The organism is Nocardioides halotolerans DSM 19273, from assembly GCF_000422805.1.
GTDB lineage: Bacteria > Actinomycetota > Actinomycetes > Propionibacteriales > Nocardioidaceae > Nocardioides > Nocardioides halotolerans.
The window spans coordinates 152,038-176,168 of record NZ_KE383923.1 but is presented as its reverse complement, the minus strand read 5'-3'; the positions used below and the strand labels follow the sequence as shown (position 1 = coordinate 176,168).

The window sequence follows — 24,131 nt, the reverse complement described above, 5'->3', positions numbered from 1 at the left end:
CCAGCGCGCATCATGGGGTGCGACAGATCGGGGGTTGGAACCACCCATGCGGGCACCCATCACTGCGCCCCGAGCTCGGACGGGGTGTGACCTGCAGCGGATCGACGACGTCACGGACGCGATCCGCGACTTCGGCGACCGCTACCTCGACCGCGTCTACACCCCCGTCGAGCAGGAGGCCGGCCGCCTCGGCGGCGCCGCCTCGCTGGCGGCCCGCTTCGCCGCGAAGGAGGCGGTGCTCAAGGTGATCGGCACCGCTGACGGGGTCGACCCGCGCGAGGTCGAGATCGCCACCGCCGCCGGCCGGCCCGTCGTCCACCTCTCCGGCCTGGCGGCCACCCTGGCCGCGGCCGCGGGCATCGGCCCGATCGACGTCAGCCTGAGCCACACCGGCGACTGCGCGCTGGCGGTCGCCGTCGCCCTCACCGATCCAGCCCAGCCCACCGAACCCACCCCGGCACCCACCACCGAACCGAGAGACGCACCATGACGCAGTCAGTGACCGACACCATCCGCGGGCTCCTCGCCGAGCACGCCCGGCTCGGTGTCGACGTCTCGTCCCTGTCCGACACCGACGACCTGTACGGCGCGGGCATGACCTCGCACGCCTCGGTCACGGTGATGCTGGCCTGCGAGGACGAGTGGGACCTGGAGTTCCCCCAGCAGATGCTGAAGAAGAGCACCTTCGCCTCCATCGCCAACATCCGCGACGCCCTGAGCGAGCTCGGGGTCGACGGCGCGTCCGTGGCGAGCGCGTGATGGCCCAGGCGTCGCTCGAGGAGGTCACCGCCCTCGCCCACCGCATCGGCAGGGAGACCGCGGCAATCCACGCAGCGGACGTCGACGTCCAGGCGCGGTTCCCGAAGGAGACCATCGACGCCTTCCGGGCCGAGGGGCTGCTCGGCGCGCTGGTGCCGACCGACCTCGGCGGCCTCGGCCACGACCTGCGCACCGCGGCCGCGGTGGTCCGCACCGTCGGCCGCTACTGCGCCTCCTCGGCGATGATCCTGGCGATGCACCACATCCAGGTGGCGTGCCTGGTCCGGCACGGCCGCTCGGAGGCGCTGCGCGACTACGCCCGCCGGGTCGCCGCCGACCAGCTGCTGCTCGCGTCGGCGACGACCGAGATCGGCATCGGCGGCAACACCCGCAGCTCCAGCTGCTACGTCGAGCGCGACGACGCCGGCGGGTTCACGCTGACCAAGCAGGCGCCGGTCATCTCCTACGGGCAGTACGCCGACGCGATCTTCACGACCGCGCGCCGCGACGCCGACAGCCCGCCCAGCGACCAGGTGCTCGCGGTCTGCGAGAGCAACGCGGTGACCCTCGAGCCGCTCAGCGGCTGGGACACGATGGGGTTCCGTGGCACGTGCTCGCTCGGCTTCACGCTCACGGCCTCGGGCGACGCGATGCTGATCCTCGACGACCCGTTCGGCGACGTCTCGGCCCAGACGATGCTCCCGACCGCCCACCTGCTGTGGTCGTCGCTGTGGCTCGGCCTGGCCGAGGAGGCCTCGTGGCGGGCCCAGCGCTTCGTCCAGAAGGCCGCGCGCAAGGACCCCGGCACGGTGCCGCCGGGCGCGACCCGGCTGGCGGCGCTGATGGTCACCCGCCAGGAGTTCGCGGCGACCGTCGACTCCCTGATGACCCGCTACCTCTCGATCATGGACGACCCCGAGGCGACCAGCGCGATCGACTTCATGGTGGCGATCAACACCTTGAAGATCTCGGCGTCCACCGAGGTGGTCGACGTCGTCAACCAGGCCCTGCTGATCTGCGGCATCCAGGGGTACCGCGAGGACTCCGAGTACTCGCTGGGCCGCATCCTGCGCGACGCGCACGGTGCCGCCGTGATGGTCAACAACGACCGGATCGCCGGCAACACCGCCCAGCTCGCGCTCATGCAACGGGAGTCCTGATGTCGGTGGCGGGGGAGCAGGTCGAGCGCACGCCCGCGCCGTACGCCACGCCCGACGACCTGCGCGAGGCGCTGGTCGACGGCGGCGTCATCCACCTCACGGCCGTCGACGGCGTCCACCACCGCTCCTGGGCGTGGGAGCGGGTGCTGCGCGGGGTCGAGGGCCACGTGATGGGCAAGCGGGTCGCCACCCACGCGACGCAGCGCTGGTTCCCGCCGATCATGCCGCGCGAGGAGTTCCTCAAGACCGACTACGTCCGCTCGTTCCCCGACCTGGTCGGGTCGATCGACGTGTTCACCGGCGGCGACAAGGAGCACCGCGCGCTGCTCGAGGTGCTCGAGCAGGGTGGCGACTGGACGGCCCACCTGACGCCGGCCGAGGTGGTGCTGCCGTCGTCGGTGTGCCACCCGCTCTACGGCACGCTGGCCCAGGACGTGCCGGCCGAGGGGGTCGACGAGGAGTGCAGCGGCTGGTCCTTCCGCCACGAGCCGAGCCTCGACCCGGCCCGCATGCAGATCTTCCGGATCTACGAGTTCGTCCGGATCGGCACGCCCGAGCAGTCGCTCGCCCACCGCGACGACTGGCTGCAGCGCGGCCTCGCGGCGCTGACCGAGCTCGGGCTCCCGGTGCGCTCCGAGGCCGCCAACGACCCGTTCTTCGGGCGGGTGGGCCGCATGCTCGCCGCCAACCAGCTCGAGTCCGCGCTGAAGTACGAGATGTGCGTCGACCTCACCGAGGTGCGGCCGACCGCTATCGGGTCGTCGAACTACCACGAGGACCACTTCGGGCACACCTTCGGCCTGCACCTGGCCGACGGGACGCCGGCGCACAGCGCGTGCATCGGCTTCGGCCTCGACCGGATCACGCTGGCCCTGTTCGCCGTGCACGGCACCGACCTCGACGCCTGGCCCGAGGAGGTGCGGTCCGCGCTGGCTCTCTAGCGCGCCGCGATGCCCATGGGGGGACACGAGCAGGACGCCGACGGACCCGAGCACACCCAGGTCTGGTTCGGGCCGGAGTCGCGCCCGCTCCACGGCTGGGTCTCGCGCCCGGCCGGCGGTCTCGCCCGCGGCGGGGCGGTCCTGTGCCCACCGATGGGGGAGGAGGGGCGCGCCGCGCACCGCACCTTCCGGCGCCTGGCCGAGCAGCTCGCCGAGGCGGGCATCGTCGCGCTGCGCTTCGACTACGACGGCACGGGCGACTCCGCCGGACTGCAGGACGACCCCGACCGGGTGCCGGCCTGGCTGGCGAGCATCGAGGCGGCCCGGCAGTACCTCCTCGACCTCGGCGCGCCCGGCGTGGCCGCGGTCGGCATGCGGCTCGGCGCGACCCTGGCGGCGGTGCAGGCCGCGGCGTCGGCGCCCTTCTCGTCGCTGGTCTGCTGGGACCCGTGCCTGTCCGGCCGCACCTTCCTCCGCGAGGGCGAGGCACTCCACGGCTTCGGCGAGACCGCCCTCGAGGCACCCGACGACGGGCTCCGTCACACCCCCGGCTTCCAGTACGACGCCGCGACCGCCGCACAGCTGCGTGACGTCGACCTCGGAAAGCTCACCAGCGAGCGTCAGCTGGCCGACCGGGTGCTGCTGCTGGCCCGCACCGACCGGCCGGCGCCCCCGGCGATCGTCGCGCGTCTCGAGCAGGAGCGGCTCGAGACCGGTGCGGCGACCGCCCAGGGCCAGCTGCTCGACGTACCTCCCGAGCTCAGCGTGGTGCCCCAGGACGCCCTGCGGCAGGTGGTCGGGTGGCTGACCGCCGGCGTCCAGGACGAGCCCGCGGTGCCGGTCAAGGCGCCCGACGGCGAGCACGCCGTGCTGGTCGGCTCCGGGCCCGACGGCTCCGTGCCCGTCCGCGAGCGCCTCGTCCGGCTCGGACCCGACCGCATCGTCGGGTTCGCGGACGAGCCGGCAGACCTGCGCCCCGAGGCCGGGCCGGCGCCCTGGGTGGTGCTCGTCAACGTGGCGGCCGAGCACCACATCGGCCCGGGTCGGCGCTGGGTCGAGTGGGGACGCCGGTGGGCGGCGCTGGGCTACCGCGTCGTCCGGATCGACCAGAGCGGTGTGGGCGACAGCCCGACCCGGCCGGGGGCGGTCGACGACCGCGCCTTCGCGCCGGAGTGGATCGACGACATGCGCCACGTCGTCACCGAGCTCGCGGGCGACGGCGCGCAGGTCGGCATCGTCGGGCTGTGCTCGGGCTCCTACTCGGCGTTCGAGGTCGCCATGTGGGAGCACGTCGACGCGGTCTTCGCGATCAACCCGCGGCTGACCCTCTACCCCGCGGCCAAGGGATCCCCGGTCTACACCGACCGGCGGCGCGCGGCGATGCTGCCCAACCGGCCGTTCGCCGCGCTCGCGCGCCGGCGGCGGATCCTCGCCGGCGGGCTGTGGCGGATCTACCGCGAGGTCGCGCTCTGGCACGCTCCGCTGCTGGTGCCGTGGCGAGTGCTGAGCCGCGGCACCGCGGTCGAGATCATCGCCTGCCCCGACGACGCGCAGCACTTCACCGAGGTCTACGCGCTGCGTCCGCTGCTGTGGTGGATGCGGCGCCGGCGGGGCTTCGGATTCGAGTCCCGGCGCGACCTCGACCACTCCCTGCTGACCAGACCCGCGCAGCTCGTGGGCTACGAGAAGGCGACGATGTTCCTCCACCGATCCCTGACCGGCCACCGCACCGAGGACGCCCGCCGTGGGTGAGCGCGTCAGCCTCCTCGACCTCGACCCGGCGACCTATGTCGGGCACCCGATCCACGGCGACGAGCGCACCTACTCCGAGACCAACTGCTACGTCGACTGCCTCGTCGAGCTCGTGCACGCCGCCGGTCTCGAGGCCGACGCGATGATGGGCGGCGCGGTCGCCGCCGACTTCGAGCTCGACCAGTGGACGTTCTTCAAGCCGACGCCCGACGACCTCTTCCGGCTCTACGGCATCGACCTGCACGAGGTGCAGCCCTATCGCGGCTTCCCGACGCTGATCGCCACCCGGCTGGCGGCCGGGCAGACCGTGATGCCCGAGGTCGACTCGTTCTACCTGCCCGACGTGGCCGCGACGGCGTACCGCACCGAGCACGTGAAGTCGACGATCATCGCGGAGTCGATCGACGATGAGGCGCGCGTGCTGCGCTACTTCCACAACACCGGCTACCACGAGCTCTCCGGCGAGGACTACGACAAGCTCTTCGCGACCTACTCCGGCGACGGCCACCTGCCGACGTACGTCGAGCTGCTCCGCCTCGGCGCGGGGCCGGTGCCGACCGGCGGCGCGCTGCGCGACGTCGCGCGCGAGGTGCTGGCGGGCTACCTCGCCCGCCGGCCGGCGGACAACCCGTTCGCCCGCTTCAGCGCCCGGCTCGAGGCGGACCTGCCGGCCCTGATCGAGGGCACCACCGCCGACTACAACGCCTACGCGTTCCACAACCCGCGGATGGTCGGCGCCTCGATGGAGCTGCTGGCCGGGCACGTGCGCTGGCTGTTCGGTCCGGACGGCGAGAAGGCCGCCGCCCAGCTCGACGACGTCGTCGGCGGCTCGAAGATGCTGCTGTTCCGGCTGGCCCGCCAGCGCGCCTTCGACGTGGCCGGCGTGGTCGGCCCGATGGCCGAGGCGTACGACGCCGCGGTGCGTGAGCTCGACTCGCTCGTGGGCTGACCCGTTCCACGACAGTGCAGCATCTGGGCGCCCTGGACGCCCCAATGCGGTGCAGTCGTGGCCTGGCGGAGGCCTCGCGTGCCTCGTCACGGATCTGCACCACATCTGAGCCGTGGAGGGTGTCGGATGCGGTGCAAACCGGCGGTGGGGGAGCAAGCGTGGTTTCCTGCTCACGTGCGGCAGGAGCTCCGGTTCGAACGGCTGACCCCCGAGCCGGGGCCGGACGCCGACGCGGTCAGGCACGAGTACGTCGCCCGGATCACGCTGGACGCCGAGCCGGCGAGGCTCGAGGTCGACGGCATCGCAACCGTGTGGGAGCTGCTCGTCGACGGGATGCCCGTGGCCGAGGGCCGCTCGATGTTCGAGCGCCAGGTGGTCGCCCTGAGCGGGCTCGGGCCCGGGGAGCACGAGGTGCGCATCGTCGTGCACCCGCTCACCGAGGTGCTCGACGCGCTGCCCGCCAAGCCGCGCCAGCGCTGGCGGACCATGCTGGTCGAGGACGCCCGGTTGCGCTGGGTCCGCACCCAGCTGCTCGGCCGCGCGCCCGGGTTCTCACCCGGCCCGCCGGTGGTCGGTCCCCACCGCCCGGTCACCCTCGTCACCGGACCGCCCGCTCCCAGGCTCCGCTCCTGGCTCGAGGGCACGACGGGGGTGGTCGAGGTCGGCGGACGGGACCGGATCGCGATCCCCGACGCGGAGCTCTGGTGGCCCCACACCCACGGCACCCCGAAGCTGCACGACGTGGTGGTGGACGGCGAGGTCGTCGGCCGCGTCGGGTTCCGCACCGTCGAGAACCGATCGGAGGACTCGCTCGACCTGTGGGTCAACGGGGTCCGCATCTTCTGTCGCGGCGCGATCTGGACGCCGGGTCCGCTCGACGCGCTCGACTCCGCGGTCGACCTCGGGCTCAACCTGGTCCGCGTGCCCGGCGTCGCGGCGTACGAGTCCGACGCCTTCCACGACCGCTGCGACGAGCTGGGGCTGCTCGTGTGGCAGGACCTGATGTTCGCGACGTTCGACTACCCGCTCGCCGACGAGACCTTCGCCGCGACCGCGTGCGACGAGGTGCGCGACCAGTGCGGACGGCTGGAGCGCCACCCGTCGACGGTCGTGGTCTGTGGCTCGGCCGAGCACGAGCAGCAGGCGGCGATGTTCGGGGTGAGCCCGTCGACCGGGTACGCCGCGGAGCTGGCCGGGCTGCTGCGGCCGGTCGTCGAGGCGTCGGGTCTCGACGCGGTCTGGGTCGACTCGTCGCCGTCCGGTGGCGACCCGGTGACCCGGGTGGACACCGGGATCGGGCAGTACTTCGGTGTCGGCGCCTACCTGCGCGACCTGCCCGACGTCCGGCACAGCCGCGTCGGGTTCGCCGCCGAGTGCCTCGCCTTCAGCAACCTCACCGACCCGGTGGTCGAGGGCGGCGTGCCTCGCGACAACGGCGCCGACTGGGACTTCGCCGACGTGCGCGAGCACTACCTGCGACAGCGCTACGGCGCGGACGTCGACCCCGACGGCCCCCAGGCGCAGCGGGTCAGCGGCGAGGTGATGGCGGACGTATTCGGCGAGTGGCGGCGCCCCGACTCCGGCTGCGGCGGCGGCATCGTGCTGTGGTTGCGCGATGTGGTGCCGGGCGCCGGCTGGGGACTCCTCGACGCCGATGGCAGACCGAAGCCGGCCGCCCTCGCCCTCGCGCCGACGTTGCAGCCGACCGCGGTGTGGCTCGTCGACGAGGGCCTCAACGGGCTCGACGTCCACGTCGCCCACGACGGCTGCGAACCCGACGAGGCGACGCTGCTCGTCGAGCTGCTCCGCGACGACGGCTCGGCGGGGGAGTCGGCCGAGGAGGCCTGGGAGCTCGCGCCGCACAGCCACCGGGTGCGCTCGGTCGAGGCGCTGCTCGGACGGTTCGCCGACGTGACCTACGCCTACCGCTTCGGTCCGCCGCAGCACGCGGGCGTGCGGGCGCGGCTGACCACCGCGAGCGGGATCACCCGCGAAGCCGTCTGGACGATTCCACTAACGTCGCCCGGGTGACGTTCGCCCTCGAGTTCACCGAGGACCCGCGCACCTTCCTCCTCCGCTCGGGCGGGCTGCTGGAGCGTGACCCGGTGCTCAGCACGGTGGTCTCCACCGTCACGGCGCACGCCGTCGAGGCGGTCGAGCGCGCCGACGAGCCGCCCGCACACCCGCGCTGGTGGCTGACCGTCGTGGACGAGGGGTCGGGGCAGCCGGTCGGGGTGGTGATGCGGACCGCGTCGTTCGCGCCGCACCCCCTCTTCGTGCTGCCGCTGCCCGAGCCCGCCGTCGAGCTCGTCGCGGCCGCGTTGGTCGAGCGGGGTGACGACGTGAGCGCCATCAACGGCGCGCTGCCCGCGGCCCGGCTGCTCGCAACCGAGCTGGCCCGGCGCACCGGTCGCCGCGCGCACGTCCACGAGCACACCCGGCTGCACGTGCTGGAGCGGCTCGTGGAGCCGCGGGTGGCGCCCGACGGACGGGCCCGGGTCGCGCTGCCGGGCGACGCCGAGCTCGCCCTCGCGTGGTTCCGCGCGTTCCACACCGACGCGGCCGCGCAGGCGGGCCGGCTGGCGCCCGAGGGCGGCGGCGAGGTGTTCGTGGAGGCCGACATCGACGAGCGGATCGCCGGCGGCCGGATCTGGCTGTGGGAGGACATGCTCGGCACGCCGGTCAGCCTGGTCGGCTTCAACGCGCCGAGCTTCGGCGTCGCGCGGGTGGGTCCGGTCTACACGCCGGGGCCGCAGCGCGGGCGGGGCTACGGCAGCGCGCTCACCGCCCACGTCTCGCGGCTGCTGCGCGACGCCGGGTCGCGGGTCTGCCTCTTCACCGACCAGGCCAACCCGACGTCCAACAAGATCTACGCCGCCATCGGCTACCAGCCGGTCGTCGACATGGCCAACCTGGTGATCACCCGGACCGTCACCACAGCAGCACGGGCTTGACGACCGCGCCACTGGTCACGTCAGAGACGGCCTGGTTGACCTGGTCGGCCGGGTAGGTCGTGACGAGGTCGTCCATCGGGAACGTGCCGGCGGCGCGCATCGCGAGCAGCCGCGGCACCATCTCCTGCGGGTCGGCGTCGCCCTCGATCGACGACATCACCCGCTTGCCGCCTTGGAGCAGGTCGATCGCGTCAAGGACGTACTCCTCGGCCCCGAGGCCCAGCGCGACCAGCGTCCCGCGCGCGGCCAGCGACTGCTGCGCCTGCTTGACGACCGCCGGGAGCGCGGTGGTGTCGATCGCGTACGCCGCGCCGCCGCCGGTCAGCTCCTTCACCCGGTCGACCACGGTCTGCTCGCCGGTGTCGGTGGGGTCCACCGCGGTCGCCCCGAGCCGGGCCGCGACCTCGCGCCGGCTCGCCAGGGGGTCGACGGCGACGATCGACTCCACGCCCTCGGCCACCGCCGCGGCGATCGCCGCGAGGCCGACCGCCCCCACGCCGTAGACGACCAGGCTGTCGTCGGTGCGGGGCCGGAGCACGTTGAGCACCGTGCCGGCGCCGGTCTGGAAGCCGCAGCCGTACGGCGCGACCAGGGTCAGGTCGAGCTTCGGGTCGACCTTCACGCAGTTGTCGGCGTACGCCAGCGCGTGCGCGGCGAGGCTGGACTGGCCGAAGAAGCTGCCGAACACCGGGGCGCCGTCGCGCGAGATCGGCATCGAGCCGTCCATCCGCATGCCCATGTAGTTGAGCAGGAGGGTCTGGTCGCAGTAGCCCACCAGCCCGGCCCGGCACTTCGCGCAGGCGCGGCAGGACCGGAAGCTCATCACGACGTGGTCGCCGGGCTCCAGCCCGCGCACGCCGTCGCCGACCTGCTCGACCACGCCGGCGCCCTCGTGGCCGAAGACGTTGGGGAACATCTCCGGCGGCAGGAAGCTGCCCATCGTGATGTCGGTGTGGCACAGGCCGGTCGCCACCATCCGCACCAGCACCTCGTCGTCGCGGGGGTCCTCGAGCTCGACGTCCGCCATCGTGAACGGTTGGCTCTGGCTCTCGACGACGGCGGCTCTGGTCTGCATGGCGTCAACCTAGAACCTGTTCTAGAAGTTGTCACCGCGGCTCGGCCCATAGGCTGGACGCCTCATGACCGACCAGCCGAACGCCGACACCTCCACGCCGCCCGCCCCACGACTGGCGGAGACCTTCGACGAGGCCGAGGACGCGCTGCTGTCGCGCTGGCCCGAGACCCGCCTCGAGCCGTCGCTCGAGCGGATCACCGCGCTGCTCGACGTGCTGGGCAACCCGCAGGCGGGCTACCCGCTCGTCCACCTGACCGGCACCAACGGCAAGACCTCGACGTCGCGGATGATCGACACCCTGCTGCGGGCCCTCGACCTGCGCACCGGGCGCTTCACCAGCCCGCACGTCGAGCGGATGACCGAGCGCATCTCGGTCGACGGCGAGCCGCTGAGCGACGAGGAGTTCGTGGCGGCGTTCAACGACGTGGCGCCGTACCTCGCGATCGTCGACGCCGAGCAGGAGCACCCGCTGTCGTTCTTCGAGACCGTCGTGGCGATGGCCTACGCACGGTTCGCGGAGGCACCGGTGGACGTGGCCGTGGTCGAGGTCGGCATGGGTGGCTCGTGGGACGCGACGAACGTCGCCGACGGCGCGGTCGCGGTCGTGCTCCCGATCGCGGTCGACCACACCCGCTACCTCGGCACCTCGCCGGCGGAGATCGCGGTCGAGAAGGCCGGCATCATCAAGCCCGGTGCGGTGGCGGTGCTGGCCGAGCAGCAGCCGGACGTGGCCGAGGTGCTGCTCGCGCGGGTGGCCGAGACCGGCGCGAGCGTGGTGCGGGAGGGCCTGGACTTCGGCGTGGTGACGCGGGTGCCGGCGGTGGGCGGTCAGGTGGTGTCGCTGCAGGGGCTGCGCGGGCGCTACGACGAGGTGTTCCTGCCGCTGTACGGCGCGCACCAGGCGCAGAACGCCGCGATCGCGCTCGCCGCGGTCGAGGCCTTCGTCGGCGGCAGCGACGCGCTCGACGACGAGCTCGTGCGGGCGGCGTTCGCCCAGGTCAGCTCGCCGGGACGGCTCGAGATCGTGCGCACCGGCCCGACGATCCTGCTCGACGCGGCCCACAACCCGCACGGCGCCGAGGCCGTCGCGGCCGCGCTCGAGGACTCCTTCACCCTCGATCCGCTCATCGGCGTGATCGGGGTGATGGGCGACAAGGACGCCGAGGGGCTGCTGGCGGCGTTCGAGCCGCACCTGGCCTCCGTCGTCTGCACCCAGAACTCCACCGTGCGCGCGATGCCCGCCGCCGAGCTCGCGCAGATCGCGGTCGAGGTCTTCGGCGAGGACCGCGTGGTCGTCGAGCCGCGGCTGGCCGACGCCATCGACCTGGCCGCCGGGCTCGCCGAGGCCGAGTCGGGCTCCTCGATCGGCGCGGGCGGGGTGCTGGTCACCGGCTCGGTCGTCACGGTGGGCGAGGCCCGGGCGATGCTGCGGCGGGGGCGCTCGTGAGCGCGCCGACGCCGGAGCGGTCGCCGCGGCGCGGGATGTGCGCCGCGGTGCTCTCGCTCGAGGCCGTGACGCTGGGGCTGACCACGCCGGTGATGATCAAGGTGGCCGACGTGCCGACCGGCGTGGCCGTGGGGGTCGGGCTGGGGCTCGCCGTGCTCTGCCTGCTCATCGCCGGGCTGCTGCGCTCGGAGTGGGCCTACGCGCTCGGGTGGCTGGTGCAGCTCGGCGCCATCGGGCTGGGCTTCGTCATCGGCCTGATGTTCTTCCTCGGCACCGTCTTCGCGCTGCTCTGGGCGACCGCCTACCTCCTCGGCCGCAAGATCGAGCGCGAACGGGCGGCGGCGTACGCGGCGTACGACGAGGAGGGGTCGTGAGCGACCGGACCCGGCTGACGCGGCTCCGCGAGCGCGGGGTCGAGAACCGCGAGGAGCTGCTCGACTTCCTCGCGGGGCAGTTCATCGCGCACCTCGCGGTCGACGCCGGCGGCTACCCGGTCGCGCTGCCGGTGGCCTACGCGCTCGACCGCGAGGGCGACCAGCTCTACGTGCACGGCTCGGTCGGCGCGGGCTGGATGCGCAGCGCTCCCGGGTCGCCGGTGTGCGTCACGGTCACGTCGGTCGACGGGCTGGTGCTGGCGCGGTCGGGGTTCCACCACTCGATGAACTACCGCTGCGCGGTCGTCATCGGTGACGCGCGGCTGGTGGAGCCGGAGGAGGAGCGGGCCCGGGCGCTCGACCTGGTCGTCGACCAGATCGTGCCCGGCCGGGTGTCGACCCTGCGCGCGAACACCCGCAAGGAGCTCGCCGCGACCTCGGTGCTCGCCGTACCGCTGGCTGAGGCGTCGCTGAAGAGGCGCGAGGGCGGGGTCGGCGACGAGCCCGAGGACGTCGAGGCCGGCACGTGGGCCGGGGTCCTCCCGCTGCGGCTGGCCGCGGGCGAGGTCGAGACCGACCCCCTGACCTCGCGACCGGTGCCCGAGGACGTCGCGCGTCGGGCCGCGGAGCTGCGCTGACGGCGCGGTCAGTAGGGTCTGGGGCCATGTCACGCACGCTGGTCCTGCTCAAGCCCGACACCGTCCGCCGCGGGCTGGTGGGAGAGGTCCTGTCGCGGTTCGAGGCCAAGGGGCTCACCATCGTGGCGATGGAGCACCGCACCATCGACGCCTCGCTCGCCGACCAGCACTACGCCGAGCACGTCGACAAGGACTTCTACCCGCCGCTGCGCGACTTCGTGACCAGCGGCCCGCTCGTCTCGCTGGTCCTCGAGGGCGACGAGGCGGTCGAGGTTGTCCGCGCGCTCAACGGCGCGACCGACGGCCGCAAGGCCGCCCCCGGCACGATCCGCGGCGACCTGTCGCTCTCCAACCGCGAGAACCTCGTGCACGGCTCCGACTCGGCCGAGTCGGCCGACCGGGAGATCGCGATCTGGTTCCCCGGCCTGGGCTGACGGCCTCCGCCGCCGGAGAGCGACGAGATCTCCTGAGTCACATCAGTCACATCAGCCCCGGCGTGCCTGCCGGGGTATGACGCGGTCCTTCCTTAGCCTCGAGGTGCCGAGACCGGTGGTCCGCCGGTCTTCTTCCCCGCGCAAGGACTAGGACGGATGGCGACTGCATTCCCCGCTGGCCTCGTCGGCCGCGACATGGCCGTGGACCTCGGCACCGCCAACACGCTCGTCTACGTGCGCGGGCGGGGTGTGCTGGTCGACGAGCCGAGCGTCGTCGCCGTCAACGAGAAGACCGGTGAGCTGGTCGCGGTCGGCCACGACGCCAAGCGGATGGTCGGGCGCACGCCGGAGGACATCACCGCGATCCGGCCGCTCCAGGACGGTGTGATCGCGGACTTCGAGGCCACCGAGCAGATGCTGCGCCACTTCATCGCGCTGGTGCACCGCCGCCGCTACCTCGCCAAGCCACGGATGGTCGTCTGCGTGCCGAGCGGGATCACCGCGGTGGAGCAGCGGGCGGTCAAGGAGGCGGGCTACCAGGCCGGCGCGCGCCGGGTCTACATCATCGAGGAGCCGATGGCGGCGGCGATCGGCGCCGGGCTGCCGGTCCACAAGGCCACCGGCAACATGGTCGTCGACGTCGGCGGCGGCACCACCGAGGTCGCCGTCATCAGCCTCGGCGGCATCGTCACGAGCCTGAGCGTCCGCACCGCCGGCGACGAGCTCGACCGCGCGATCACGAGCTGGATGAAGAAGGAGCACGCGCTGCTCCTGGGCGAGGCCACCGCCGAGGAGGTCAAGACGACCCTCGGGTCGGCGTTCCCCGGCCCCGCCGACCGCGAGGCCGAGATCCGCGGCCGCGACCTCGTCTCGGGGCTGCCCCGCACCGTGGTGCTGACCAGCGCCGACGTGCGCACGGCGATCGAGGAGCCGCTGCACGCGATCATCGACGCCGTCCGTGTCACCCTCGATCAGACCCCGCCCGAGCTCGCCGGCGACATCATGGACCGCGGCATCGTGCTCACCGGCGGTGGCGCCCTGCTCCGCGGGCTCGACGACCGGCTGCGCCACGAGACCGGCATGCCCGTGCACGTCGCTGAGGACCCGCTCCGGTCGGTCGCGCTCGGCGCGGGCCGCTGTGTGGAGGAGTTCGAGGCGCTCCAGCAGGTCCTCGTGACCGAACGCCGCGGGATGGCGCGGACCGCGTGATCGAGCCATGACCGACCTCCTCAGCAGACCGGCCCCGCGGCGTACGCCCGCGCGCCCGGCTGAGGACCGGCTCAACCGCCGCGGGAGCCTCGAGCCGCGCGAGCCCGGCCGGCCCCGACGCTCGCTGGTGGTGGCCCTCGTCCTCGCCTGCGTGACGCTGATGACGCTCGACCACGTCAACGACGGCGCCGCGGTCGACCCGCTCCGGCGCCTGGTCGGCGAGGTCTACGGCCCGGTCGAGTCCGGCGTCAGCGCCGTCGTCGACCCGGTCGTCGCGGTCCCGCACTGGCTGCGCAGCCGCCACGACCTGGCGTCCGACCTCGACCGGCTCCAGACCGAGAACGACCAGCTCCGCTCCGAGCTCGGCACCGTCGACTACGACCGCAACCGGCTGCAGGAGTACGACGACCTCACCGCGACCGCCGAGTCGATCGGCTACGCGTTGGTGCCGGCGCGGGTGATCGGCATCGGGCCGGCGCAGTCCTTCTCGCGGACGGTCACCATCGACGCCGGCGCGCGGGCCGGGCTGGCCCCGGACATGACCGTCGTCAACGGTCGCGGCCTGGTGGGCAGGGTGCTGCGGGTCACCTCGAGCACCGCGACGGTGCTGCTGGTCGTCGACGCCGACTCCACGGTCGGCGGCCGGGTCGGCCGCAGCATGAAGGTCGGCTTCCTGCACGGTCGCGGCGACCTCGGCCAAGGCGCGCGGCTCGACCTCGAGCTGGTCGACCAGACCTACGTCCCGGCCGCAGGCGAGTCCGTGGTGACCTGGGGCAGCCAGGACGGCGCGCCGTACGTCTCCGGCATCCCGGTCGGCCGCGTCGACTCGGTCTACTCCAGCCTCCGCGAGACCACGCAGCGCGCCGTGATCGAGCCGTACGTCGACTTCTCGGCCCTCGACGTCGTCGGCGTGGTGGTGCCGTCCGGCACGACCAGCGACCGTGGCATCATCGAGGCCGACGGGAGCCTGCGATGACCCCTCTCCTCACGATGCCGCGCGCGCTGGCCGCGCTGCTGGCGGTCTCGACCGCGCTGGTGCTGCAGGCCTCGGTGTTCCCGCACGTCGCGGTGGGCGGAGTGGTGCCCGACCTGGTGCTGCTCGTCGTCGTCGCCGCCGGGCTGGCCCACGGCTCGGAGGCCGGGCTGGTGCTCGGCTTCGGCTCCGGGCTGCTGCTCGACCTCGCGCCGCCGGCCGACCACTACGCCGGTCGCTGGGCGCTCGCGCTCCTCGTCGTGGGCTACGTCGCCGGGCGGCTCGCGTCGGCGGGTCGCCCGCGCGTGGCTCAGTGGCTGCCGGTCGCGGCCGCGGCGGCGTTCGTCGGCACGTCGGTCTTCGCGCTCACCGGGCTGCTCCTGAGCGACCCGGCCGTCGGTGTCGGCGAGCTGCTGCGGGTCGAGGTCGTGTCCCTCGTCTGGGACGTCGCGCTCGCGCTGGTCGTCGTGCCCCTCACCCTCGGGCTGTTCGCGAGGGTCGAGCCCGACCGGGCGTTCGCATGACCACCCCACGAGACGCATGAGCGCCGCGACGGGCGAGCGCCGCAGCCGCCTGCGGCTCGTGGTGATCCAGGCGCTGGTGTTCTCGCTGTTCGCGACGCTGATGGTGCGGCTCTACTACCTCCAGGTCGTGAGCGGCGACGAGTACGCCGCCCAGGCGGCGTCGCAGTCGGTCCGCGAGATCGTCGTGCAGCCCCAGCGCGGGCTGATCGTCGACGACGAGGGCCGGCCGCTTGTCGCCAACCGCACCTCGTGGGTCGTCTCGATCGACCGCGGAACCCTCGCCAAGCTCTCCGACCACGAGCAGCGCGCGCTGCTGCACCGCGTTGCGCGGGTCACCGACGTCGCGGTGCCGCGCATCCACCGGCTGCTGACCACGTGCGGCGAGGAGAAAGCGGTGCAGGGCGACTGCTGGAACGGCTCGCCGTTCCAGCCGGTGCCGGTGGCCGTCGACGTGCCCCAGCCGATGGCGCTGCGGGTGCTCGAGCAGCCCGAGGACTTCCCCGGCGTCACCGCCGAGCAGCAGAGCCTGCGTGCCTACCCCGCGCCGTACGGCATCAACGCCGCGCACCTGCTCGGCTACCTCAGCCCGATCACGGGCGAGGAGTACGACGCCGCCAAGCGCGACGGCGACCGGTCCGTCAACGGCGCCTCGGTGGTGGGCCGCGCCGGCGTCGAGAAGGAGTACGACGCGTGGCTGCGCGGCATGCCGGGCTACCAGCAGGTCGCGGTCGACTCGATGGGCCGGGTGATCGGCGACGAGGCGGAGGTGTCCGCGCAGCCCGGCGACACGCTCGTGACCTCGATCGACGCGCGCGTGCAGTCCATCGTCGAGCAGCAGCTCGCCACCACCATCCAGACCGCGCGGCAGACCTACGACAAGGTCACCCACAAGAACTACGTCGCCGACTCCGGCGCCGCGATCGTGATGGAGGCGAAGACCGGGCGGATCGTCGCGATGGCGAGCCAGCCGACGTACGACCCCTCGGTGTGGGTCGGCGGCATCTCGAAGAAGGAGCTCGCCCGCCTCTACTCCGAGAAGGCCGGCACGCCCCTGCTCGGGCGCGCGATGCAGGGGCAGTTCGCGCCCGGATCGACGTGGAAGCCGATCATGACCGTCGGTGCCCTCAACAACGGGTTCTCGACCGACACCCGGCTCGACTGCTCCTCGGGGCTCCAGGTCGGCAACCGGCTGTTCAAGAACTACGAGTCGGCGGCGTTCGGCTTCATCGGGTTCGACCAGGCCCTGCAGATCTCGTGCGACACGTTCTTCTACCGGGTCGGGCTGAAGTACTGGCAGCAGTACGGCAGCGACGAGACCGACGTCGACGCCAAGGACCCGCTGGTCGAGGAGGCCAAGGCCTTCGGCTTCGGGTCGCGCACCGGCGTGGACCTGCCGGGGGAGGCCCCCGGGCGGATCGCGGACCGCGAGTGGAAGTTGGCGTACTGGAAGTCGATGCGGTCCTACTACTGCAAGATCGACCGCGAGAAGTCGGCGAAGAACGACTACCTGCAGCTGTTCGCCCACGAGTTCTGCCTCGACGGCAACCGCTACCGGGCCGGCGACGCGGTCAACTTCGCGATCGGCCAGGGCGACACGATCGTGACCCCGCTGCAGCTCGCTCGCGCGTACGCCGCGCTCTCCAACGGCGGCACGCTCTACGAGCCGCGCGTCGCGAAGGCGATCGTGTCTCCCGACGGCACCGTCCTCAAGCGCATCCCGCCGAAGGTGGCCGGCAAGGTGCCGTCGACCAAGGCAGCGCTGGACTACGTCGACACCGCGCTCCAGGGCACGCCGAGGATCGGCACGCTCGCCTGGAAGTTCACCGACTTCCCGCTCGACAAGGTGCACGTCCGCGGCAAGACCGGGTCGGCCGAGGTCTACGGCAAGCAGTCGACGTCGTGGGTCGCGACCTACGACGAGAACTACGTGGTCGTGATGATGGTGTCGCAGGCCGGCACCGGCTCGGGCACGTCGGGTCCCGCCGTCCGCGCGATCTGGGAGTCGCTCTACGGCATCGACGGCGAGGACGTCGTACCTGCCGACTCGGCCATCCGCGGCGTCACCCCGCCCGCCTCGCTGCCGACGTTCATGGACGACGGCTCGATCCTGCCGCCCGGCCGGAAGGACTGACCCGTGACCCTCTCGCTGCGCCGGCTCGACTGGATCCTGCTGCTCGCCGTGCTCGCGCTCGTCGCGCTGTCGGCGCTGCTGGTGTGGTCGGCCACCTCCCACCGCGTGGACCTGACCGACGGCGACTCGACGGCCTACCTGCGCAAGCAGCTGGTCAACATCGTCATCGGGCTGGTGCTGATGCTCGGCGTCACCGTCGCCGACCACCGGTGGGTGCGGATCGTGGCGCCGTTCGTCTACCTGCTCTCGGTCTCGGGGCTGGTGCTCGTGCTGACGATGGGGTCGACCATCAACGGGTCGCGCTCGTGGCTGCGGGTGCTCGGGCTCTCGATCCAGCCCTCGGAGCTCGCCAAGCTCGCGGTCGTCATCGGCATGGCGCTGGTGCTGGCCGAGCGCTCCTCGGCCCGGTGGCAGCGCCGGGTCGGCACCGTCGACGTGCTGCTCATGCTGCTGATCGCCGGTGTGCCGGCCGTGCTGATCCTGCTCCAGCCCGACCTCGGCACGATGCTGGTGCTCTCGGCCACGGTGTTCGGCGTCCTCGCCGTGTCGGGCGCCCGGCGGCGCTGGCTCGTGCTGGTGCTGCTCTCCGCGGGGTCGGTCGCCGCGCTCGCGCTCGCCGGAGGGGTGCTCAAGGCCTACCAGGTCGACCGGTTCCTGGCCTTCGTGAACCCCGACCTCGACCCGCGCGGCGCCGGCTACAACGTCGAGCAGGCGCGGATCGCGATCGGCAATGGCGGACTGTTCGGGCAAGGGCTCTTCCACGGCTCGCAGACCCGCTCCGGCTTCGTGCCCGAGCAGCAGACCGACTTCGTGTTCACGGTCGCGGGGGAGGAGCTCGGCCTGCTCGGCGCGGGCGTCCTGATCGCGCTGCTGGCGCTGGTCATCTGGCGGGCCCTGGTGATCGCGCGACGTGCCGAGGACGTCTTCGGCCGGGTCGCTGCCGCCGGCATCGCCTGCTGGTTCGGCTTCCAGGCGTTCCAGAACATCGGCATGTGCCTCGGCATCATGCCGGTGACCGGCGTGCCCCTGCCGTTCGTGTCCTACGGCGGCTCGTCACTCTTCGCCGGCATGCTCGCCGTCGGCCTGCTGCAGAACATCCACGTGCGCTCGCAGGCGCCGTCGTACGTCGTACCGCTGGCGGAGCGGCGGGTGCTCGTCGGGCGGTAGCGTCCGGCCATGGTGTCGACACGGTTCACCGTCCACACGACCTTGTCGCCGGACGACGTGCTGTCGCTGCTCACCGACTTCGGGCCCGGTCGCGCCGAGCGGTGGCCGAACGTCTCCGAGAGCCACTTCGAGGTCCACGAGGTCGGCCCGGACTGGGCGGAGGTGACCGAGGGCAACTCGATGGGCTGGGAGCGCGAGCGCTACTCCTGGGACGCCGCGGCCGGCACCGTGTCGATCGACACCCTCGACTCGAACCTCTGGGACACCGGCAGCGGCTGGCGCTACGAGCTCGAGGCCACCGACGGTGGCACCGACGTGCACGTCGCGCTGACCCGCGTGGGCAAGGGCCTCCGCGGTCGCCTGGTCGGCGCGCTCATCCCCGTCGCGGGCTCGCGCCTGCTCGCCTCGCAGCTCCGGTCGCTGCTCGCCAAGGCCGAGGCTCGCTGACGTCGGCGGTGGAGGAGGTTGCGCAGCAACCGTCTCGAGACCTCTGAAGCCCGCGCTGGGACTGGACCACCGCTCATCGAGCTTGTCGAGATGGCCGCAGCCAGCGCAGGGCCCGCTCGGCTCGGGTGCCTTCGCTGCGGTGGTCTCGACAGGCTCGACCAGCGGTGGTCCAGCGGGTGCCTTCGCTGCGGTGGTCTCGACAGGCTCGACCAGCGGTGGGTCCGGTTGGGTGCCTTCGCTGCCCCTTGAAGCCCGCGCTGGGACTGGACGACCGCTCGTCGAGCTTGTCGAGATGGCCGCGGCCTGCGTGGGGGTCGCTTGGCTCGGGTGCCTTCGCTGCGGTGGTCTCGACAGGCTCGACCAGCGGTGGTCCAGCGGGTGCCTTCGCTGCGGTCCGGTCGGTGGTTGAGGAGAGCGGCGACCACGAATTCACCTGTTGGGGGAAGGATCCGGGCGCGCGGGGCCGGTCACCGCTTTGGTGATGGGTGCGCACACATCGCGCACGCGTCTCGGGGGTTGCGTTTCGGGGGATTCGTGACTCCGGGGGATCGCGGCAGCAATCCTGCCGTGAGGTGAGTGAGCTGTCGCGGTCCCCACCAGCGCCTCGGCGCGGACCCGGGTCAGCGAGCGAGGCGCTTGAGGCGCCCGCGGGCGGAGGAGTCCGCGCCGATCGGCACCACCTCGCTCGCGCGGCCGAGGCCGTGGGGTGGCATGTTGCCGTAGACCGCTTCGTACTCACCGGCGCGGACGAGGAAGGTCTCGTGCCAGATGCCCGAGCGCGGGTCGCGACCGACCCGTTTCCAGTAGCGACGCCACACGCTCAGGTGCGGATCCGACTCATCCTTGGCGAAGCGCTCGAGGTGCCCGAAGGAACGCCAGTACTGCACGTTCATGAACAGCCCGTAGGTCTCGTAACCCAGCAGCCCCTTCTCCGGGTGCTCGGTGAGGTAGTCGAGCATGTGCGGCATCCCCCGCATCGCGCCGTAGTCGCGGAAGGACCGGATCGGGTGCAGCGTGTCCGGCCGGGCGCCGATCAGGAAGACGACGAAGTCGCCCTCGATCCGCGCACCGCGCCGGCCCTGGTTCACCTGGCTCGCCATGCCCGGAGTGTGCGTCAGGACCGGCCGCCGCGCCAGAGTCGTGCGTGATACTCGACGCGTGGCTGGACAGGCGGCGGCACGGGTGGCGCTGGCGACCGACGTCGGAGAGGGGCTCGGTCCGTGGCGGATCGCGGACGACGAGGCCTTGCTCGGGATCGTCACCAGCGCGAACGTCGCCTGCGGGTTCCACGCCGGCGACCCGGTGATCATGCGGCGTACGTGCGAGCAGGCGGTGGCGAACGGCGTCGCGATCGGCGCCCAGGTGAGCTATCGCGACCTGCACGGGTTCGGGCGGCGGTACGTCGCCGTGCCCAGCTCCGAGCTGACCGCCGACCTGGTCTACCAGCTCGGGGCGCTCCAGGCGTTCGCGCGGCTGGCCGGTGGCGGGGTGGGCTACGTCCGCGCGCACGGCGCGCTCTACAACGCCTCCGCGACCGACACCGAGCACGCCCGGGCGATCGTCGACGCGACGCTCGGGTTCGGCCCCGAGCTGCCCGTGCTCTGCCAGGCGGGCACCGAGGTGCACCGGCTGGGCGAGGCGGCCGGACTGCGGATGGTCTCCGAGGCGTTCGTCGACCGGGGCTACACCGCTGGGGGCCTGCTCCAGCCGCGCAGCGAGCCGGGCGCGCTGCTGACGGACCCGGACGAGGCGGCCGCACGTGCGGTCCGGATGGTCACCGAGGGCCGGGTCGCCGCCGTCGACGGCACCGAGGTGGAGGTGCGGGCCGACGTGCTCACGGTGCACTCCGACACCGACGGCGCGGTGGAGATCGCCCGGGCGACGAGGGCGGCGCTCGAGGACGCCGGCGTCGAGCTGGTCCCGCTGCGGTGACGCACCACGCGCCGCGAACGCTCAGGGCTTGAGCGACAGGAACACGAAGGTCGCCAGCAGCACGAGGTGCACGCCGCCGTTGAGCGGCTTGGCCCGGCCGGGCACGACGGTGAGCACCGAGACGACAGCCGTGATCGCGAGCAGCACCATCTGCATCGGCTCGAGCCCCAGCTCGAGCGGGTCGTCCAGCCAGATCGTGGCCACCGCGATGGTCGGGATCGTGAGGCCGATGGACGCCATGGCGGAGCCGTAGGCGAGGTTGAACGACGTCTGCGCGTCGTCGCGCCCGGCCGCCCGCACGGCGGCGATCGACTCGGGAAGCAGCACGAGCAGCGCGATCACGACGCCGACCGAGGCGGCCGGGAAGCCGAGGGCGTCGATGCCCGACTCGATCGAGGGCGACTCCACCTTGGCGAGGCCCACGACCGCCACCAGCGCGAGCAGCAGGAGAGCGAGCGAGGCCAGCGCCCGGGACGTCGACGGGGGATCGGCGTGCCCGTCGCCGTCCGCGTCGTGCCCCGCTCCGGAGTGCAGGAAGAAGTCCGTGTGCCGGATCGTCTGGGTGAACACGAAGAGCGCGTAGAGAGCCAGGGAGCACACCGCGGCGAACGCGAGCTGGGCAGGGGAGAACTCCGGGCCGGGCGTCGTCGTGGTGAACCGCGGCAGCACCAGCGTCACCGAGGCGAGCGTGATCACCGTGGCCAGGGCCGATCCGGTGCCCTCCGGGTTGAACCGCGCCAGGTGGTGGCGCAGCGCGCCGTAGAGAAGGGCGAGCCCGACGATCCCGTTCGCGCTGATCATCACGGCGGCGAACACCGTGTCGCGGGCCAGCGTGGCCGTGTCCTTCCCCGAGCCCCCGACCATGAGCGTGACGATCAGCGCCACCTCGATGACGGTGACGGCGACCGCGAGAACCAGCGACCCGAACGGCTCGCCGACGCGGTGCGCGACGACCTCCGCGTGGTGCACGGCGGCCAGCACCGCGACCACGAGGAACGCCGCGAGCACGCCGGCGACCAGGGCCGAGGGGTGGCGACCCCAGGACGCCGCCAGCGCGGCCAGCCCGAGCACGGGCGCGGCGACGGTCCACCAGGGCGGCGACCCCGTCGCTTGGCTCACACGGTGACCCTACGGAGCGGCACCGGCCGGGTCGGGGCTCACCCCGCCTGGCGGACCGCCTCGCCATTCGGCGCGCGGCCCACCAGCGCCGTACCCTTGTGGGCTGACCCGTTCTCGTTCCCCGGAGTGTCTGCATGCCCGCCACCGCGACCGCGCCTGCGTCGCTGACCGGATCCATCTTCGACCGTCTCGAGCCGCTGCTCCCGACGGTGTCGAAGCCGATCCAGTACGTCGGCGGTGAGCTCAACTCGACGCTGAAGGACTGGGACTGCGGCGCGGCCGCCGACGGGACGGGCGAGACGGTCCGGTGGGCGCTGATGTACCCCGACGCCTACGAGGTGGGGCTGCCCAACCAGGGCGTGCAGATCCTCTACGAGGTCCTCAACGAGCGCGACTGGATCGTCGCCGAGCGGACCTACGCCGTGTGGCCCGACATGGAGAAGGTGATGCGCGCCGGTGACGCGCAGGGGCCGATCCCGCAGTTCACGGTCGACGCGCACCGGCCGGTCCGCGACTTCGACGTCTTCGGGCTGAGCTTCTCCACCGAGCTCGGCTACACCAACATGCTCACCGCGCTCGACCTGGCCGGCATCCCGCTCCACGCCGCCGACCGCACCGAGGACGACCCGGTCGTCCTCGCCGGCGGCCACTCGGCGTTCAACCCCGAGCCCATCGCCGACTTCATCGACGCCGCGGTGCTGGGCGACGGCGAGGAGGTCGTGCTCGCCATCTCCGAGGTGGTCCGCGAGTGGAAGGCCGAGGGACGACTCGGTGGCCGCGACGAGCTGCTGCGCCGGCTCGCGGTGAGCGGCGGGGTCTACGTGCCGAGGTTCTACGACGTGGCCTATGCCGCCGATGGCACCATCGAGGCCGTCGTGCCCAACCGCCCCGGTATCCCGTTCCGGGTCCGCAAGCACACGCTGATGGACCTCGACGCGTGGCCCTATCCCGCCAAGCCGCTGGTGCCGCTCGCGGAGACCGTGCACGAGCGGTTCTCGGTCGAGATCTTCCGCGGCTGCACGCGCGGCTGCCGGTTCTGTCAGGCGGGCATGATCACCCGGCCGGTGCGCGAGCGGTCGATCGAGACCATCGGCGACATGGTCGAGAACGGCATCCGCCAGACCGGCTTCGAGGAGGTCGGCCTGCTGTCGCTGTCGAGCGCCGACCACACCGAGATCGGCGACGTGGCGAAGGGCCTGGCCGACCGCTACGAGGGCTCCAACGTCTCGCTCTCGCTGCCCTCGACCCGTGTCGACGCCTTCAACATCACCCTCGCCAACGAGTTCTCGCGCAACGGCCGGCGCTCAGGCCTCACGTTCGCACCCGAGGGTGGCTCGGAGCGGATGCGCAAGGTGATCAACAAGATGGTCACCGAGGAGGACCTCATCCGCACCGTCGCCACGGCGTACGGCAACGGCTGGCGGCAGGTGAAGCTCTACTTCATGTGCGGTCTCCCCACCGAGACCGACGACGACGTGCTGGCCATCGCCGAGCTCGCCAAGCAGGTGATCGCCAAGGGCCGCGAGGTCTCGGGCCGCAACGACATCCGCTGCACGGTCTCGATCGGCGGCTTCGTGCCCAAGCCGCACACGCCGTTCCAGTGGGCCGCGCAGCTCGACCACGAGACCACCGACGAGCGGCTGCGCAAGCTGCGCGACGTGGTCCGGGCCGACAAGAAGTACGGCCGCGCGATCGGCTTCCGCTACCACGACGGCAAGCCCGGGATCATCGAGGGACTGCTCTCGCGCGGTGACCGCCGGGTCGGTGCGGTCATCGAGCAGGTCTGGCGCGACGGCGGCCGCTTCGACGGCTGGAGCGAGCACTTCTCTTACGAGCGGTGGGTCGCCGCCTGCGAGCAGGCGCTCGAAGGCGTGGACCTCGACTGGTACACCACCCGCCAGCGCGACTACGACGAGGTGCTCCCGTGGGACCACCTCGACTCCGGCCTCGACAAGGACTGGCTCTGGTCCGACTGGGAGGACGCGCTCGCCGTCGCCGACGGCTCCGCGGACGTCGAGGTCGAGGACTGCCGCTGGACGCCGTGCTACGACTGCGGCGTCTGCCCGGAGATGAACACCGAGATCCAGATCGGCCCGACCGGGCGACAGCTGTTGCCGCTGTCGGTCGTCTAGCGATCTGTCTGGCG

The 24,131-nt window shown here is 72.6% G+C and carries 23 protein-coding genes; 20 read left to right on the top strand and 3 right to left on the bottom strand.

Features of this window, described 5'->3' with window-relative positions; all coding sequences use genetic code 11:
- Window positions 1–46: 46 nt before the first annotated feature.
- From G514_RS27070 to G514_RS27050, 8 genes are all read left to right on the top strand, one after another.
- Window positions 47–490, top strand: coding sequence for a holo-ACP synthase (locus tag G514_RS27070; RefSeq protein WP_051247527.1), 444 nt, complete (start codon window positions 47–49; stop codon window positions 488–490).
- Window positions 487–759: an acyl carrier protein gene (locus G514_RS0115530; protein ID WP_036565017.1), complete on the top strand. Its 273-nt coding sequence runs from the start codon at window positions 487–489 to the stop codon at window positions 757–759. Before G514_RS27070 ends, G514_RS0115530 begins: the two co-directional genes overlap by 4 nt.
- A complete protein-coding gene (locus tag G514_RS0115525; protein WP_036565015.1) occupies window positions 759–1,919 on the top strand; it encodes an acyl-CoA dehydrogenase family protein in 1,161 nt (386 codons plus the stop codon). The genes G514_RS0115530 and G514_RS0115525 overlap by 1 nt, the downstream gene beginning before the upstream one ends.
- Entirely contained in the window at window positions 1,919–2,860 is a 942-nt protein-coding gene (locus tag G514_RS27065) for an amino acid--[acyl-carrier-protein] ligase (protein WP_051247526.1), read from the top strand. The genes G514_RS0115525 and G514_RS27065 overlap by 1 nt, the downstream gene beginning before the upstream one ends.
- Window positions 2,861–2,869: 9 nt before the next feature.
- A complete protein-coding gene (locus tag G514_RS0115515) occupies window positions 2,870–4,612 on the top strand; it encodes an alpha/beta hydrolase family protein (protein ID WP_028652503.1) in 1,743 nt (580 codons plus the stop codon).
- The gene (locus tag G514_RS27060; protein ID WP_036565010.1) at window positions 4,605–5,561 is read left to right on the top strand and encodes a DUF1839 family protein; all 957 of its coding nucleotides are present in this window, start codon (window positions 4,605–4,607) and stop codon (window positions 5,559–5,561) included. The genes G514_RS0115515 and G514_RS27060 overlap by 8 nt, the downstream gene beginning before the upstream one ends.
- A gap of 174 nt (window positions 5,562–5,735) precedes the next feature.
- Window positions 5,736–7,592: a glycoside hydrolase family 2 protein gene (locus tag G514_RS27055; protein WP_051247525.1), complete on the top strand. Its 1,857-nt coding sequence runs from the start codon at window positions 5,736–5,738 to the stop codon at window positions 7,590–7,592.
- The gene (locus G514_RS27050) at window positions 7,589–8,515 is read left to right on the top strand and encodes a GNAT family N-acetyltransferase (RefSeq protein WP_036565008.1); all 927 of its coding nucleotides are present in this window, start codon (window positions 7,589–7,591) and stop codon (window positions 8,513–8,515) included. The genes G514_RS27055 and G514_RS27050 overlap by 4 nt, the downstream gene beginning before the upstream one ends.
- Here the strand turns inward: G514_RS27050 and G514_RS0115495 are convergent.
- Window positions 8,493–9,590: an NAD(P)-dependent alcohol dehydrogenase gene (locus tag G514_RS0115495; protein WP_028652502.1), complete on the bottom strand. Its 1,098-nt coding sequence runs from the start codon at window positions 9,588–9,590 to the stop codon at window positions 8,493–8,495. The two genes, G514_RS27050 and G514_RS0115495, sit on opposite strands and share 23 nt — an antisense overlap.
- A 64-nt stretch (window positions 9,591–9,654) precedes the next feature.
- Here G514_RS0115495 and folC point away from each other — a divergent pair, with 64 nt between their 5' ends.
- The 10 genes from folC (at window position 9,655) to G514_RS0115445 (ending at window position 18,934) form a co-directional block, all read left to right on the top strand.
- Window positions 9,655–11,037: a bifunctional tetrahydrofolate synthase/dihydrofolate synthase gene (gene folC / locus G514_RS0115490; protein WP_051247524.1), complete on the top strand. Its 1,383-nt coding sequence runs from the start codon at window positions 9,655–9,657 to the stop codon at window positions 11,035–11,037.
- Window positions 11,034–11,411 carry a DUF4233 domain-containing protein gene (locus G514_RS0115485; RefSeq protein WP_028652500.1) on the top strand — a complete coding sequence of 126 codons (378 nt, stop codon included), beginning with the start codon at window positions 11,034–11,036 and terminating at the stop codon, window positions 11,409–11,411. Before folC ends, G514_RS0115485 begins: the two co-directional genes overlap by 4 nt.
- Entirely contained in the window at window positions 11,408–12,049 is a 642-nt protein-coding gene (locus G514_RS0115480; RefSeq protein ID WP_028652499.1) for a pyridoxamine 5'-phosphate oxidase family protein, read from the top strand. The genes G514_RS0115485 and G514_RS0115480 overlap by 4 nt, the downstream gene beginning before the upstream one ends.
- A gap of 26 nt (window positions 12,050–12,075) precedes the next feature.
- Window positions 12,076–12,483, top strand: a complete 408-nt coding sequence (gene ndk, locus G514_RS0115475; RefSeq protein ID WP_028652498.1) for a nucleoside-diphosphate kinase — start codon at window positions 12,076–12,078, stop codon at window positions 12,481–12,483.
- A 156-nt stretch (window positions 12,484–12,639) separates the two neighbouring features.
- Window positions 12,640–13,692, top strand: coding sequence for a rod shape-determining protein (locus tag G514_RS0115470; protein WP_036565004.1), 1,053 nt, complete (start codon window positions 12,640–12,642; stop codon window positions 13,690–13,692).
- Window positions 13,693–13,699: 7 nt separating this feature from the next.
- A complete protein-coding gene (mreC, locus tag G514_RS27045; protein WP_036565001.1) occupies window positions 13,700–14,668 on the top strand; it encodes a rod shape-determining protein MreC in 969 nt (322 codons plus the stop codon).
- Entirely contained in the window at window positions 14,665–15,189 is a 525-nt protein-coding gene (gene mreD, locus G514_RS0115460) for a rod shape-determining protein MreD (protein WP_051247523.1), read from the top strand. The genes mreC and mreD overlap by 4 nt, the downstream gene beginning before the upstream one ends.
- Window positions 15,190–15,205: 16 nt before the next feature.
- A complete protein-coding gene (gene mrdA / locus G514_RS30380; RefSeq protein ID WP_028652495.1) occupies window positions 15,206–17,320 on the top strand; it encodes a penicillin-binding protein 2 in 2,115 nt (704 codons plus the stop codon).
- 3 nt (window positions 17,321–17,323) lie between these two features.
- Entirely contained in the window at window positions 17,324–18,487 is a 1,164-nt protein-coding gene (gene rodA / locus G514_RS30375) for a rod shape-determining protein RodA (RefSeq protein WP_051247522.1), read from the top strand.
- Window positions 18,488–18,496: 9 nt separating this feature from the next.
- A complete protein-coding gene (locus G514_RS0115445; protein ID WP_028652494.1) occupies window positions 18,497–18,934 on the top strand; it encodes an SRPBCC family protein in 438 nt (145 codons plus the stop codon).
- Window positions 18,935–19,554: 620 nt separating this feature from the next.
- Here the strand turns inward: G514_RS0115445 and G514_RS0115440 are convergent.
- Window positions 19,555–20,034: a DUF4188 domain-containing protein gene (locus tag G514_RS0115440; protein WP_028652493.1), complete on the bottom strand. Its 480-nt coding sequence runs from the start codon at window positions 20,032–20,034 to the stop codon at window positions 19,555–19,557.
- A 58-nt stretch (window positions 20,035–20,092) separates the two neighbouring features.
- Between G514_RS0115440 and G514_RS0115435 the strand changes: the two genes are divergently transcribed.
- On the top strand, window positions 20,093–20,866 hold the full coding sequence (locus G514_RS0115435) for a LamB/YcsF family protein (RefSeq protein ID WP_028652492.1): 774 nt from the start codon (window positions 20,093–20,095) through the stop codon (window positions 20,864–20,866).
- A gap of 21 nt (window positions 20,867–20,887) precedes the next feature.
- On the opposite strand, the gene G514_RS0115430 is transcribed toward G514_RS0115435, so the two are convergent.
- Window positions 20,888–21,985, bottom strand: a complete 1,098-nt coding sequence (locus G514_RS0115430; RefSeq protein WP_028652491.1) for a calcium:cation antiporter — start codon at window positions 21,983–21,985, stop codon at window positions 20,888–20,890.
- A 134-nt stretch (window positions 21,986–22,119) separates the two neighbouring features.
- Between G514_RS0115430 and G514_RS0115425 the strand changes: the two genes are divergently transcribed.
- The gene (locus tag G514_RS0115425) at window positions 22,120–24,117 is read left to right on the top strand and encodes a TIGR03960 family B12-binding radical SAM protein (RefSeq protein WP_051247521.1); all 1,998 of its coding nucleotides are present in this window, start codon (window positions 22,120–22,122) and stop codon (window positions 24,115–24,117) included.
- Window positions 24,118–24,131: the final 14 nt, after the last annotated feature.